Consider the following 14,281-nt stretch of genomic DNA (forward strand, 5'->3'; position numbering starts at 1 on the left):
ACAGGAGTGATCCGCACCTATATTGAAACCCTTCTGGATATGCCTTGGGACAGGGTGGTCAAGGAACACAAGGATATCGAGTACGCCAGAAAGATATTGGATGAAGACCATTACGGACTGGAACCGGTAAAAGAACGGGTGCTGGAGTTTCTGGCAGTGCGGGCGCTGACAAAGAAAGGGGATTCTCCGATCCTTTGTCTGGCAGGCCCTCCGGGGACGGGAAAAACCTCCATTGCAAAATCCCTGGCGAAGGCGTTGAAGAAGCCCTACGTAAGAATCTCGCTGGGCGGGGTCAGAGACGAAGCGGAGATACGCGGACATCGAAGAACGTATGTGGGAGCCATGCCGGGAAGACTGGTGACCGGCTTAAAGCAGGCAGGGGTAAAAAATCCCCTGATGCTCCTAGATGAGATCGACAAAGTCAGTAATGATTACAAAGGAGATACATTTTCCGCCCTTCTGGAAGTGCTGGATTCCGAGCAGAACCGGAAATTCAGGGATCATTACATGGAAGTGCCGGTAGATCTGTCAGAGGTGCTGTTCATTACCACGGCCAACACGCTGCAGACGATTCCCAGACCCTTACTGGATCGTATGGAAGTGATTGAGATCAGCAGTTATACAGAAAATGAAAAGCTGCATATTGCCGGCAGACATCTGCTTCCCAAGCAGCTTTCCAGACATGGACTGAAAGCCGGACAGCTTTCGCTGAGCCGGGCAGCTCTGGGAAAGATCATACGGAATTACACCAAGGAAGCAGGAGTCCGGCAGCTAGAAAGAGTGATCGGAAATATCTGCCGGAAGGCGGCGAAGGAGATTTTGGAAACCGGGAAGAAAGAGATCCGTATTTCGGAAAGAAATCTGGAAAAATATCTGGGCAAGGAAAAATTTGTATATCAGATGGCAAATACGGAGGACGAAGTAGGGATCGTAAGAGGCCTGGCATGGACCAGCGTAGGAGGCGATACCCTTCAGATCGAAGTCAATGTGATGCCGGGATCCGGAGAGATCCTTCTCACCGGACAACTGGGAGATGTGATGAAAGAGTCGGCCAGAACCGGAATCAGCTACATCCGCTCGGTGGGTGAGACAAAAGGGATCGCAGACAACTTCTTCAAAGAACATGACATTCATATCCACATTCCGGAAGGAGCGGTGCCAAAAGACGGACCGTCTGCCGGGATCACGATGGCAACGGCGATGCTGTCCGCCATCACGGGGAAAAAGGTAAGGGCAGACGTGGCGATGACCGGAGAGATCACGCTTCGGGGCCGTGTGCTTCCCATCGGAGGTCTGAAAGAAAAGCTTCTGGCAGCGAAAAATGCAGGAATTAAGACAGTGCTGGTACCGAAGGAAAATGCCAGGGACGTGAATGAGATAGCAGCGGAGATCACAAAGGGACTGGAGATTCGTCTGGTTTCTCAGATGGATCAGGTACTGGAAGCTGCGTTTGTGAAAGAGAAAGAATAAGAGGAACGATATGGTTATTAAAAATGTTTGTTTGGAAACGGTATGTGGGATCACCAGCGTGCTTCCGGAAAATACGCTTCCGGAAATCGCCTTTGCCGGCAAATCAAATGTGGGAAAGTCCTCCCTGATCAATGCCCTGATGAACCGGAAAGCTCTGGCCAGAACGTCGGCAACCCCGGGAAAAACGCAGACGATCAATTTCTACAACATCAATGAGCAGCTGTACCTGGTGGATCTTCCGGGCTACGGCTATGCGAAGGTGTCGGCGAAGGAAAAGGAAAAATGGGGGAAGCTGATCGAAAGGTATTTGCACGGATCAAAGCAACTAAAAGCAATCTTTTTGCTTATTGATATACGTCACGATCCTTCCGCAAATGATCAAATGATGTATCGCTGGATCGTAGAGCAAGGATTCCAACCTATCATTATTGCAACAAAACTGGATAAGTTAAAGAGAAGCCAGATCGACAAGCATCTGAAAGCGGTCCGGCAGGGACTGGGAGTTCTGCCGGGAACGAAGATCGTCGGATTTTCTTCTGTGACAAAGCAGGGAAGGGAGGAAATCTGGAATCTGGCAGAGGAAAAATGCCTGCTTCATGAGGAGGTGGAATCGGATGAAAGAGGATAACCATACGCTTCTGCGTGACCAGAGGCCTTACTGGAAGGTGATTGTAAGCCTGACCTTCAGCCTGTTGGGAACCCTTCTGTTTATCGTGGCAGGCGTGAAACTTTTAAGCTTCTTTATGCCTTTTGTAGTAGGATGGTTTTTGGCGTATTTGGCCAGTCCCCTGGTAAACTGGCTGGAAAAACGATTGAAGATCGTGAAAAAGCTGGGATCGGCCTTCATCATCATTTTGGTGCTGGCGGTGGTGATCTTTCTCATCTATGTAGCCGGAAGCTGGATCTGGAAAGAGATTTCCTCTCTGTCCCAGAATATCCCCAATATGTACGGGGAGCTGGAGAAAGGGCTGCAGCAGATCGGAAGCAATCTGAAGGGCATCTTTGAAAAACTGCCGGAAGGCATCCAAAGCGGTCTGGATTCCAGTATAAAAAATCTGGATAAAACCATGGGAGAGATCATCAGCAAGATCAGTACGCCTACCGTGACGGCGGCAGGAAACGCGGCCAAAAAAATACCGTCAATGCTGATTTCTACGATTGTAACAGTTATATCCGCTTATTTTCTGATCGCAGAGCGGGAGGAGGTGCTGCGATGGTCCAAGAAGGTAACGCCGGATCCCATCGTAAAAAGAATGAGCCTGGTGATGTCCAACTTAAAATATGCGGTAGGAGGCTATTTTAAGGCGCAGTTTAAGATCATGGGAGTGGTGTTTGTTCTTCTGCTGGCAGGCTTTTCCATTACCGGAGTGAGATTTTCCGCACTGCTGGCTCTGGCAGTGGCGTTGCTGGACTTCCTGCCCTTTTTTGGAACGGGGACAGCTCTGATTCCCTGGGCAGTATACAAACTGATGGTGGGAAATTACAAAATGGCGATCGCACTGGTGATTCTGTACGCAGTCACACAACTGGCCCGACAATTGATCCAGCCCAAACTGGTGGGGGACAGCATCGGGATGAACCCACTGATCACGTTGGTGCTGCTGTATGGCGGCTATAAGCTGGGCGGTGTGGCGGCGATGATCTTCGCCGTGCCGGTGGGAATGATCGTGATCAATCTGTACAAGGCAGGAGCCTTCGATTATATTTTGGATGACGTCAAGATCCTGGCAGACGGTATTATGAAGCTTCGAAAGCCATAAAGCTTCGGCGGATCCGGACAGTCAGGCATAAAAAAGAGAAAAATAAAAGACCGGCAGACTGTGAATTGACACAGAAAAAGAAATGGGATAAGATGAACACATCTTATCCATTTTTTATTTTCAATCAAAGTCCGGATCGGACACAATTCAAAACAAACCCAAACAATACAACAGAATAAAGGAGGAAGGAGAATGGCGTTTAGCAGAGTTCTGTCTGCGGCGATCTGGGGGCTCCATGTGAAAAAAATCCATGTAGAGACGGATATCAGCAACGGGCTTCCGCTGTTTCAGATGGTGGGATATTTATCATCAGAGGTCAGGGAAGCTTCTGAACGGGTCAGGACGGCGATCCGGAATTCAGGCATCCAGATGCCGCCCAGGCGGATCGTGGTCAATCTGGCACCGGCAGTGCTGAGAAAGCAGGGCACCTGGTTTGATCTTGCGATCGCACTGTCTTTGCTGGAGGGAATGGAGCTATTTCCGAAAGGAAAGCTGGAAGGGATCCTGGTGGTAGGAGAATTGGGGCTGGATGGCGGAGTACGGAAGGTAGCGGGAATCCTGCCTATCGTGCTCTATGCAAAAGAGCAGGGATTTCATACCTGTATGCTTCCCCGGGATAATGCCAGTGAGGGAAGGCTGGCAGAAGGGATCCGGATTCTGGGAGTAGGCAGCCTGCGGGAAGCAGTAGCGTATCTGCGGGGAAATCTCGAAGGATTTAAAGAAAAGGCAGAAGAAAAAAGGACAGAAGAGAAAAAGATAGAAAAAGAAACGAATCAATTTATAAATGATTTCCGGGAAGTACAGGGACAGGAAATCGTAAAAAGGGCGGTTGAAGTCAGTGTGGCAGGAGGACACAATCTGCTGCTCTTAGGTCCGCCCGGAAGCGGGAAATCTATGATCGCCGCCCGGATCCCTACTATTTTGCCGGAACTGACCCGGGAAGAACAGATAGAGATCACCAAGATCTATAGTGTGCTGGGCAAGCTGAATACAGAACATCCGTTATTAGAAGCAAGACCATTTCGCAGTGTTCACCACACAGTGACTAAGACTACGTTGGCAGGAGGAGGCAGGATTCCCGCTCCGGGGGAGATCAGTCTGGCACATAAAGGAGTTCTGTTTCTGGATGAGATGGCAGAATTTCAAAAGGCCGTGCTGGAAGTATTAAGACAGCCCATGGAAGAAAAAGAGATAGAGATCCAAAGAGTGCAGGCAAGCTGTGTGTTTCCGGCAGATTTTATGCTGGTGGGAGCCATGAATCCCTGTCCCTGCGGGAATTATCCGGATGAGGAAACCTGTGTATGCACACCGCATCAGATCCGTACCTACCTGGGAAAGATCAGTCAGCCTATGCTGGATCGCATGGATGTTTGCATTGAAACGCCAAAGCTTTCCTACGAAGTTCTGCGAAGAAAGGAGGAGGGAGAAAGCTCCCGGATGATCCGGGAAAGAGTGCAGAGGACGAGAGACATCCAAAAGGAGAGGTACAGAGAAAAAGAATTTCTGGTGAATGCCCGGTTAAAACCAAAGGATCTGGAAGAGTTTTGTCACCTGGGACCTGTGGAGGAGGAAGTGATGAAGCAAGCATTTAAAAAGCTGGATCTGACAGCCAGAACCTACCATAAGATATTAAAAGTGGCGCGTACCATTGCGGATATGGACGAAAGCGAAAAGATTTCAGCGGTTCATCTAAAGGAGGCGATCGGCTATCGGATGCTGGACAAGAGATATTGGAAATAGAGAAGGGAGTAGTCTGTGAAAGTGAAACAGAAAGAGGAAAAAGAAGAAAGTCAGGAAGAACTGAAACAAAGAGAGAAAGCGCAGGAAGAAAACGGACAGAAGCAGGAAGAGGAGACAGATGTTCCTTACGAAGCGTGGTTTGCCTCCATTTGGCAGATCCGCGGGAAAAAGAAGAAACGCCTGCAGGAAATGCTGGGAAGTGGAAGAGAGGTCTATCATCTGAACCGGGAGCTGTTGGATAAGCTGAACATCCTGACAGACAGAGAAAAAGAGATTCTGTGGAAGGCCAGGGAAGCACTCTGTCCGAAGAGGGCATGGGAAAAACTGAAAAAGGAGCAGGTATCGTTTCTTCCTTATCATGCGGCGGAGTTTCCGGAAAGGCTAAGGAGGATAGAGGACGGGCCGTATGGAATTTATTTTAAGGGACGGCTGCCAAAAGAAGGGCAGAAAACGGCGGCTATCGTAGGGGCCAGACAGTGCAGTCGTTATGGGGAAAGGTTTGCCCTGGAATATGGAAAAGTCCTTGGGAAAGCCGGGGTGCAGATCATCAGTGGAATGGCGCGGGGGATTGACGGAGCGGCACAAAGGGGAGCCATAATCGGAGAGGGATATAGCTGCGGCGTCCTGGGAAGCGGTGTGGACATCTGCTACCCCAGAGAAAACAGAGGTCTGTATGCGGATCTGGCAGAAACAGGAGGACTTTTGTCGGAATATCCGCTGGAAGAACGCCCCCGACCGGAATTTTTTCCCAGGAGGAACCGGTTGATCAGCGGCCTGTCAGATGTGACGATTATAATAGAAGCAAGAGAAAAAAGCGGATCCTTTATTACGGCGGATTTTGCGTTGGAACAAGGGAAAGACGTCTATGCACTGCCGGGCCCGGCAGACAGTATATTAAGCCGGGGCTGCCACCGTCTGATCGCCCAGGGAGCGGGAATTTTGCTGTCTCCAAAAGATCTGCTAAGAGAATTGGGGATGACAGAGGCGATATCCTGTGATTTTGAGAAAACAGAGAAAGTGCTTGAAAAAGAAACAGATATAGTGTATAGTTGTGTCGATTTATCCCCAAAGAGTCTGCATCAGCTGGCAGAAGAGACAAAACTTACGGGGAAAGTTCTTATGGAACGACTGATCACGCTGGAATTGATGGGACATATCGAAGAAGTTTCAAAGAATTACTACAGAAGAGTTTAGGATAGAAGCAAGGAAAAGTGTAGAAGATAAGGAGAATGGCATGGCACGCTGTCTGGTAATCGTCGAGTCACCGGCAAAGGTAAAAACAATCAAAAAATTTCTGGGAAGTAATTATGTGGTAATGGCTTCAAACGGTCATGTAAGAGATCTGCCCAAAAGTCAGATGGGAGTGGACGTACAACAGGATTATGAACCGAAATATATTACGATCCGGGGAAAGGGCGAGATTCTGTCCAATCTTAGGAAAGAAGTAAAAAAGGCAGACAAGATCTACCTTGCCACTGACCCAGATCGGGAGGGAGAGGCCATTTCCTGGCACCTTAGTAAGGCGCTGAAACTGGAGGGGAAAAAGGTTTATCGGATCAGCTTTAATGAGATCACCAAGAACGCGGTGCGGGAATCCTTAAAGCATGCCAGAGAGATCGATATGGATCTGGTGGATGCCCAGCAGGCAAGAAGAGTGCTGGATCGAGTGGTAGGGTATCGTATCAGCCCTCTGCTTTGGGCGAAGGTAAAGAGAGGATTGAGCGCAGGAAGAGTACAGTCGGTAGCGCTGCGTCTAATCGCAGACAGGGAAGAAGAGATCAACAGCTTTATTCCCGAGGAATACTGGACTCTGGATGCAAAGCTGAAGGTCAAGGGAGAGAAGAAGCCTCTGACTGCGAAGCTCTATGGAACGGAAAAGGAAAAGATCACTGTTTCTTCTCAGGAAGAGATGGACGGGATCCTAAAAAGACTGAAAGGACAAAAGTTTTCTGTAGACAGCATCAAAAGAGGCGAGCGGACCAAAAAACCTCCGGTTCCTTTTACCACCAGTACGCTGCAGCAGGAAGCCTCAAAGGCTTTGAATTTTGCCACATCCAAGACCATGCGGATTGCACAGCAGCTGTATGAAGGTGTGGATATCAAGGGGAACGGCACGATCGGTCTCATCACATACCTGCGTACGGACTCTACCCGTGTGTCAAAAGAGGCGGAAGCAGCGGTAAGGGCATATGTGGGTGCCACCTACGGCGAGCAGTATGCGGTATCGGGAGCAGGAGAGAAGGAGAAGGAAAAAAAGAGCGTCCAGGATGCCCATGAAGCCATCCGCCCCACAGACGTTTCCCGAACACCTGCCATGATGAAGGATTCTCTCAGCAGAGATCAATTCCGCCTGTATCAGCTGATCTGGAAACGGTTTGTGGCCAGCAGGATGCAGCCGGCGGTTTATGAAACGATCTCTGTTAAGATTGCAGGAGGAGAGTACCGCTTTCAGGTGTCCGCCTCCAAGGTGACGTTTGAAGGCTTCCGTTTGGTTTATACAGAAGCCGGAGAAGAAAAAGAAGAAAAAAATACGCTGGTGGGAAATCTGACGGAAGGGTCCGTGCTGACGGAGGACGGATTTGATGCGAAGCAGCATTTCACACAGCCGGCGCCTCACTACACAGAGGCGGCGCTGGTGAAGGCGCTGGAGGAGTTGGGGATCGGACGTCCCAGTACTTATGCGCCCACCATATCCACCATTCTGGGAAGACGGTATGTGGCCAAGGAAAACAAGAACCTGTATCTGACAGAGATGGGGGAAGTGGTCAATACTATTATGAAGCAGTCCTTCCCCACGATCGTAGACGTGAATTTTACCGCCAATATGGAAAGTCTTTTGGACGGGGTGGCAGAGGGAAAGGTAAAATGGAAGACCATCATTGAAAACTTTTACCCCGATCTGGACAAGGCTGTCCAGAAAGCGGAGGAAGAGCAGGAGCAGGTAAAGATCGAAGATGAGAAGACAGATGTGATCTGTGAGCTGTGCGGCAGAAACATGGTGATCAAATATGGGCCTCACGGCAGATTCCTTGCGTGTCCTGGATTTCCGGAATGTAAAAACACCAAGCCCTACCTGGAAAAGATCGGAGTTTTGTGTCCGGTCTGCGGAAAAGAGGTGGTGCTTCGTAAGACGCGAAAGGGAAGGAAATATTTTGGCTGTGAAAACAATCCGGAATGCGAGTTTATGTCCTGGCAGAAACCGTCAGAGAAGGCCTGCCCACGCTGTGGCTCTTATATGGTAGAAAAAGGAAATAAACTTCTTTGCAGTGACAACAAGTGCGGGTATGTTGAAACTATGGAAAATCATAAAAATATTTAGGGAATTCATTGAAAATTACCTGTTTGTATGATAGTATGCTCTCAGAGAATGGAGGGTTCATATGAGTGTACAATTATTAGATAAAACAAGAAAGATTAACAAACTACTGCATAATAACAATTCCAGCAAAGTGGTATTTGATGACATCTGTGAAGTGTTGACGAATATTTTAAAATCCAATGTTCTGGTTATCAGCAAAAAAGGAAAGGTGCTGGGGGAAAGTGCATCCGAAATGGTTCCCTGCATCACGGAAATGATCGAACACAACATCGGCACGCATATTGATGAAATGTTAAATGAAAGGCTTCTGGGAATCTTATCCACCAAGGAAAACGTGAATCTTCAGACGCTGGGCTTTTCAGCAGAAGCAGTAAAGGGATACCAGGCCATCATTACTCCCATTGATATTGCGGGAGCCAGACTGGGAACGTTGTTTATCTACAAGGCGGGCGAGCTGTACGATATTGACGATATCATCCTGAGTGAGTACGGAACGACGGTCGTAGGGCTTGAGATGCTTCGCTCTGTGAATGAAGAAAGTGCGGAAGAGTCAAGAAAAGAGCATATTGTTCATTCTGCCATCAATACGCTGTCCTATTCCGAGCTGGAGGCGATCATCCATATTTTTGATGAGCTGGAAGGAACGGAGGGGATCCTTGTGGCAAGTAAGATCGCTGACCGGGTGGGAATTACCCGCTCCGTCATCGTAAACGCACTGCGCAAGTTTGAGAGCGCCGGAGTGATCGAATCACGTTCTTCCGGAATGAAAGGGACCTACATCAAAGTGGTGAACGAGTACGTGCTTCCGGAACTGCAAAGACTGAAAGAAGAAAAGATCAGGTAAGCTTATGTATGAAAAATGTGATGCATTGCTGCAAATGGAACAGCTCTTTTTGCAAGAGGGATTTTTTGACGAAGAACCCCATCCCTGCCGTGTGATCTTTTGTGACCGGGAGGCAGAAAGGATCCATCTGATCTCCACAGAGGCAAAGCTTCCCAGGTTTTCCCTGGATGCGGCATATCTGTGTCAGATAGAAACAGAGGAGGCCAGTGTGTTCTGCCGGGGGACCATCGTAGAGCGATATGAAAATAAAGCAGGAAAAGTTGTGGTATTTGCCATCAAAAACGGCTTTTATAAAAATGTATAAAAATCTTCTAAACTAAACAGAAAGTCTGTTGACAAAGAGGAGAGGGAGTGCTATCTTATTAATAAGAGTTTTAGCACTCTCTTTTTTTGAGTGCTAACAAGACTTGTACACAGAAGGAGGAATTACCATGAAGTTAGTACCATTGGGAGAAAGAGTTGTTTTAAAGCAATCCGTTGCAGAGGAGACTACAAAATCAGGGATCGTGATTCCGGGGCAGTCAAAGGAAAAGCCGCAGCAGGCAGAAGTGATCGCAGTAGGACCTGGCGGAACGGTAGACGGAAAAGAAGTAGAGATGCATGTGAAAGTCGGACAGACTGTTATCTATTCCAAATATGCGGGAACTACCGTAGAAATTGACGAAGAAGAATACATTATCGTAAAGCAGGATGATATCCTTGCGATCGTAGAATAAGACAAGAACAGACAGTTAGGAGGAAGCAGACATGGCAAAAGAGATCAAATATGGAGCAGAGGCAAGAAGCGCCCTGGAGGCAGGAGTCAATCAGCTGGCCAACACGGTGCGCGTAACATTGGGACCAAAGGGAAGAAATGTGGTACTGGATAAATCTTTCGGAGCGCCCCTGATCACCAACGATGGGGTGACGATCGCAAAGGAGATCGAGCTGGAAGATGGATTTGAAAATATGGGAGCGCAGTTGATCAAGGAAGTTGCATCCAAGACCAATGACGTGGCAGGAGACGGAACAACGACGGCTACCGTTCTGGCACAGGCCATGGTACAGGAAGGTATGAAGAACCTGGCGGCAGGAGCAAATCCCATCATTCTCAGAAAGGGAATGAAGAAGGCGACAGATGCAGCGGTAGAGGCAATCGCAGGAATGTCCAGCAATGTAAAAGACAAGGATCAGATCGCCAAGGTGGCAGCTATTTCGGCAGGAGATGCGGAAGTAGGAGAGATGGTGGCAGATGCGATGGAAAAGGTATCCCAGGATGGAGTGATCACCATTGAAGAATCCAAGACCATGAAGACAGAACTGGATCTGGTAGAAGGAATGCAGTTTGACAGAGGGTATGTGTCCGCTTATATGGCGACAGACATGGACAAGATGGAGGCTGTTCTGGACGAGCCGTACATTCTGATCACAGATAAAAAGATTTCCAATATTCAGGAGATCCTGCCTCTTTTGGAGCAGATCGTGCAGTCCGGGGCAAGGCTTCTGATCATTGCGGAAGACGTAGAAGGGGAAGCACTTACTACTCTGATCGTCAACAAGCTGCGTGGAACCTTTAACGTAGCGGCAGTGAAGGCACCGGGCTACGGAGACAGAAGAAAAGAGATGTTAAAAGACATTGCCATCCTGACCGGAGGACAGGTGGTATCCGATGAACTTGGCATGGATCTGAAAGAGACCACGCTGGATCAGCTGGGACGCGCAAAATCGGTAAAGGTACAGAAGGAAAATACCGTGATCGTAGACGGACTGGGAGATAAAAAGGAAATCGCAGACAGAGTATCCCAGATCAAGATGCAGATCGAGGAGACCACATCAGAGTTTGATAAGGAAAAGCTGCAGGAGAGACTGGCCAAACTGGCAGGCGGAGTGGCAGTGATCCGGGTAGGAGCGGCTACAGAGACAGAAATGAAAGAAGCAAAGCTTCGCATGGAGGACGCTCTGAACGCAACAAGAGCTGCTGTAGAGGAAGGAATCATAGCCGGAGGCGGATCTGCCTACATTCACGCAGCAAAGAAGGTAGAAGAGCTGGTGGAGAGCCTGGAGGGAGATGAGAAGACAGGGGCAAAGGTAGTCCTGAAAGCACTGGAATCTCCGCTGTTCCACATTGCAGCCAATGCGGGACTGGAAGGTTCTGTCATTATCAATAAAGTAAGAGAAGCAGAAGTAGGAGTTGGATTTGACGCCTTGACAGAAGAGTATGTAGATATGGTAGAAAGCGGGATCCTGGATCCGGCTAAAGTAACCAGAAGCGCATTGCAGAATGCCACCAGTGTGGCATCTACACTTCTGACTACAGAATCTGTGGTGGCTAATATCAAAGAAGAAGTACCGGCTATGCCGGCCGGAGCCGGAGCGGGAATGGGTATGATGTAAGAGTACCGCTTTTTACAGAGGAGAAGAGGGGATCCCTGTCTTTCAGTATGGAAAGACAGGGATCTTTTACGTCGATAGGGCATGAGGCTTTGGTACACAGAAAAGGTTTACGAAATCACAGAGATTTCTGTTAAAAAATCTGTTAAAATAGGTTTCCGTTTATGCTATTTCCAGGGATTTATGATATAATAGGCGACAGGAAACAGGGAAAATGCGGATCCGATAAAAGAGACGACACCGTTTCCGGCCAGATAAAAAGAAAGAAGCTGCGGCGCCCGATCCTAAAAGAGAGGGATCTTGGCTCCGGCAGATCAGGAGGTAGATATATGGGAGATTTTTATACAGAAAAAATGGTTAAAAGGAAAGCCGGGGGAAGGGAATTGGCTCCGGCGGCAGGATTGGCGGCAGCAGCCCTGATTTCGGCATATATCGCGCTGTCCAATCTTTTGGGAGTGCTGTTGGTGATCATCTTTGTGGGACTTTGCGTGATAGCGGTCAGAAGAAGCCGGATCGAATATGAATATCTTTTTATCAATGGAGATCTGGATATTGATAAGATCATTAACAGATCCAGCAGGAAAACCGTATTTTCCATGAATGTTTCAGAACTGGAGCTTCTGGCACCGGAAGGAAGCCGGGAGCTGGAGCGTTATGGAAATGCCAGGATGCTGGATTTTAGTTCCAACCAGCCGGCATTCAAACGATACGTTTTGGTTGCCGGGCGAAAGGGAGAGTTGTACCGGGTCGTGTTTGAACCGGGAGAAGAGCTGGTAGAAGGATTTTTTCTGATGGCTCCGCGGAAAGTACTGCATTAATTTTCAGACAAAAAGGATGAGGGAAGCAAGCAAAAGCACAGACAGTTCCAGGGTCTGTGCTTTTCCTGAAGGCTACAGGATGTTTCGCCTAAGAGCAGGAAATACTCCGCGAAAAAGGAGAAACAGAAGAGGAAGAAAGAGATTGCAACCCACCGGGACAGTATGTTATCATAGGCAGAAACAAAGAATGGGGGAAAGCAGTATGAAAATGTTTTTAAAGAAAAAAGCAGCCGGCGTTGCTGCCGCTGCGGTAGTCGCAGTCCTTTTCCTAGGAGGGATCCTGCCGGTACATGCGGCGGATACGTGTGAGCTTGGGAAAAATATCAATACCAGGATCCAGGATATCACCATCAAGGAATACCTCTACGGATATAATGAAAGTACGCAAAAGGTGGAGCGGCTTCCGGATCATACGCCTGTCACGGAATGGGTGTATATCATGGAGAATATCAAAGGGACTCTGGTCAACGACGGAAGCCTGAAGGCTGGCGATTATTTTACCTATCAACTGGATCCGGCAGACCGCTTAGGCGGATTTCAAAGCCCGGAGACGGTACAGGTAGGGAATCTGTATGTGACGGATACCAAGACCGGTGAAGAAGTTCTGTTTGCCTATGCAAACCTGGATCCGGACAGCAACAAGATTACATACATCCTAAGTGACTATATTGAAGGAAAAGAAAGTGTTTCTTTTGAGCTGGAACAGGGTTGGACGATCAAACCGGATGTCATCCGCAAAAATGGAGAATATACATTTCAGGACACATTTGCAGAGAAGCCGGTAAACTATACGCACACCATTGCGTATGGAGGGAATGCAGACGAACGGCAGGGAGCGAATACCTTCAGCCTGATCAGCAGGATCCTTTACGTGAATCCGGCTGAAAAATCCTACACACAGATCGGCTATCTGAATCCCAGAGGAACAGAGCTAAAAGGTGGATTTACAGTAGAGTATATATCGGGAACAGAGAATGGAAACTATACGACACCTCTGGCAGATACGGCAGAGTTCCGTGTGTATGAGGTTCCGGACGGCTATGAATTCCCGGATACCTTTGGGGTGGATCTTTCTGCGCTGAAGGATGTTACGGATACGCTGGAGGTTTCCAAGGGAAGCCAGGGATTCACAAAGTACACCATGGGAACGGACACCCAGAAAAGATATGTATTCTATCTGAAAAACAATTATGTTTCCAACAAGGAACTGAACGAGGACAATATTCTGGTGGAGACACAAAAAACCATTTATTCGGCTTTTAATGTGACGACGCCGGGGATATCGTCCAATGGAAATCATCTGGCGGCAGTCAGGATCCTGGAAAATACGGTAGGAGCATATGCGGTGGGAGGAGAATCTCTGAGAGAGACCTACTGCAACAGGAACAGAAAGATCCAGGTGAAAAAGATGGACGCCTCAAACAGCCAGCCGTTGCAGGGCGCAGTATTTGAGATCCTGAAAGACGGAAAGGTAGTGGAGACGCTTACCACAGGGGCGGACGGCTTAGCGGTAACAGCAGCTTTGCCGCTGGGAGACTACAGCATCCGGGAGATCACGGCTCCCGAGGGATACCAGTTGAGCCAGGAGATTACGGAGGTAAAGCTGGAAAGCACGGATGGATCGGTCAAGACCGTTGAGATCACCAATCAGCCTATCCCCAAACAGCCGGACAAGCCTGCCGCAGAGAAGCCGTCTGTTTCAGGAGGTACAAAAAAGAGTGAGAAGGCGGCAGGCAAAGTGGCGGCGCCTAAGACCGGCGACAAAAATTTTGTTCTTTTCTATGTGGGAGGAATGCTGACGGCGACAGCTCTTTTTGGGAATTCTTTCCTGACAAAAAGACGGCTGTACGTGAAAAGAAGCAGCCGGCACTAAAAAGAGGCGGACATCCGTAAACGGCGGTTGACAAATCCAAGGAAAATTGGTTATTATAGCAGTTAATCAAGTTCTGTAGAACGAAAA

The 14,281-nt window shown here is 48.5% G+C and carries 12 protein-coding genes; all 12 read left to right on the forward strand.

Translation table 11 applies throughout. The annotated features are described in order from the left end of the window. Positions 1–1,470, forward strand: a 1,470-nt coding sequence (gene lon, locus SOW26_RS03015) for an endopeptidase La (RefSeq protein WP_320651871.1), incomplete at its 5' end; no start/stop codon positions are given. Between the two features lie 10 nt (positions 1,471–1,480). After that, positions 1,481–2,098, forward strand: coding sequence for a ribosome biogenesis GTP-binding protein YihA/YsxC (gene yihA / locus SOW26_RS03020; protein WP_276958529.1), 618 nt, complete (start codon positions 1,481–1,483; stop codon positions 2,096–2,098). After that, complete coding sequence (ytvI, locus tag SOW26_RS03025; RefSeq protein WP_276958528.1) at positions 2,085–3,230, forward strand: sporulation integral membrane protein YtvI; 1,146 nt, start codon at positions 2,085–2,087, stop codon at positions 3,228–3,230. The genes yihA and ytvI overlap by 14 nt, the downstream gene beginning before the upstream one ends. A gap of 192 nt (positions 3,231–3,422) precedes the next feature. Beyond that, positions 3,423–4,970: a YifB family Mg chelatase-like AAA ATPase gene (locus tag SOW26_RS03030; RefSeq protein WP_154478131.1), complete on the forward strand. Its 1,548-nt coding sequence runs from the start codon at positions 3,423–3,425 to the stop codon at positions 4,968–4,970. 15 nt (positions 4,971–4,985) lie between these two features. Further along, on the forward strand, positions 4,986–6,164 hold the full coding sequence (dprA, locus tag SOW26_RS03035; protein ID WP_320651872.1) for a DNA-processing protein DprA: 1,179 nt from the start codon (positions 4,986–4,988) through the stop codon (positions 6,162–6,164). A 40-nt stretch (positions 6,165–6,204) separates the two neighbouring features. Next, positions 6,205–8,289 (forward strand): type I DNA topoisomerase, encoded by a 2,085-nt coding sequence (gene topA, locus SOW26_RS03040; RefSeq protein ID WP_276958527.1) that lies wholly within the window; start codon positions 6,205–6,207, stop codon positions 8,287–8,289. A 61-nt stretch (positions 8,290–8,350) separates the two neighbouring features. Beyond that, on the forward strand, positions 8,351–9,133 hold the full coding sequence (codY, locus tag SOW26_RS03045) for a GTP-sensing pleiotropic transcriptional regulator CodY (protein ID WP_154478134.1): 783 nt from the start codon (positions 8,351–8,353) through the stop codon (positions 9,131–9,133). A gap of 4 nt (positions 9,134–9,137) precedes the next feature. Continuing rightward, positions 9,138–9,437, forward strand: a complete 300-nt coding sequence (locus SOW26_RS03050; RefSeq protein WP_235899425.1) for a hypothetical protein — start codon at positions 9,138–9,140, stop codon at positions 9,435–9,437. A gap of 127 nt (positions 9,438–9,564) precedes the next feature. Beyond that, entirely contained in the window at positions 9,565–9,849 is a 285-nt protein-coding gene (locus SOW26_RS03055; RefSeq protein WP_154478142.1) for a co-chaperone GroES, read from the forward strand. Positions 9,850–9,880: 31 nt separating this feature from the next. After that, a complete protein-coding gene (gene groL / locus SOW26_RS03060; RefSeq protein WP_154478144.1) occupies positions 9,881–11,506 on the forward strand; it encodes a chaperonin GroEL in 1,626 nt (541 codons plus the stop codon). A 326-nt stretch (positions 11,507–11,832) separates the two neighbouring features. After that, positions 11,833–12,321, forward strand: a complete 489-nt coding sequence (locus SOW26_RS03065; protein ID WP_276958526.1) for a DUF6106 family protein — start codon at positions 11,833–11,835, stop codon at positions 12,319–12,321. A gap of 202 nt (positions 12,322–12,523) precedes the next feature. Then, positions 12,524–14,194: a SpaA isopeptide-forming pilin-related protein gene (locus SOW26_RS03070; protein ID WP_276958525.1), complete on the forward strand. Its 1,671-nt coding sequence runs from the start codon at positions 12,524–12,526 to the stop codon at positions 14,192–14,194. Positions 14,195–14,281 lie beyond the last annotated feature (87 nt).

This window comes from Suipraeoptans intestinalis (genome assembly GCF_034091795.1).
GTDB lineage: Bacteria > Bacillota > Clostridia > Lachnospirales > Lachnospiraceae > Suipraeoptans > Suipraeoptans intestinalis.

Bases quoted from the DNA above. Each gene is read 5' to 3' on its own strand.
- yihA (WP_276958529.1), top strand. From the start codon at position 1,481: ATGGTTATTAAAAATGTTTGTTTGGAAACGGTATGTGGGATCACCAGC.
- ytvI (WP_276958528.1), top strand. From the start codon at position 2,085: ATGAAAGAGGATAACCATACGCTTCTGCGTGACCAGAGGCCTTACTGG.
- SOW26_RS03030 (WP_154478131.1), top strand. From the start codon at position 3,423: ATGGCGTTTAGCAGAGTTCTGTCTGCGGCGATCTGGGGGCTCCATGTG.
- topA (WP_276958527.1), top strand. From the start codon at position 6,205: ATGGCACGCTGTCTGGTAATCGTCGAGTCACCGGCAAAGGTAAAAACA.
- codY (WP_154478134.1), top strand. From the start codon at position 8,351: ATGAGTGTACAATTATTAGATAAAACAAGAAAGATTAACAAACTACTG.
- SOW26_RS03050 (WP_235899425.1), top strand. From the start codon at position 9,138: ATGTATGAAAAATGTGATGCATTGCTGCAAATGGAACAGCTCTTTTTG.
- SOW26_RS03055 (WP_154478142.1), top strand. From the start codon at position 9,565: ATGAAGTTAGTACCATTGGGAGAAAGAGTTGTTTTAAAGCAATCCGTT.
- groL (WP_154478144.1), top strand. From the start codon at position 9,881: ATGGCAAAAGAGATCAAATATGGAGCAGAGGCAAGAAGCGCCCTGGAG.
- SOW26_RS03065 (WP_276958526.1), top strand. From the start codon at position 11,833: ATGGGAGATTTTTATACAGAAAAAATGGTTAAAAGGAAAGCCGGGGGA.
- SOW26_RS03070 (WP_276958525.1), top strand. From the start codon at position 12,524: ATGAAAATGTTTTTAAAGAAAAAAGCAGCCGGCGTTGCTGCCGCTGCG.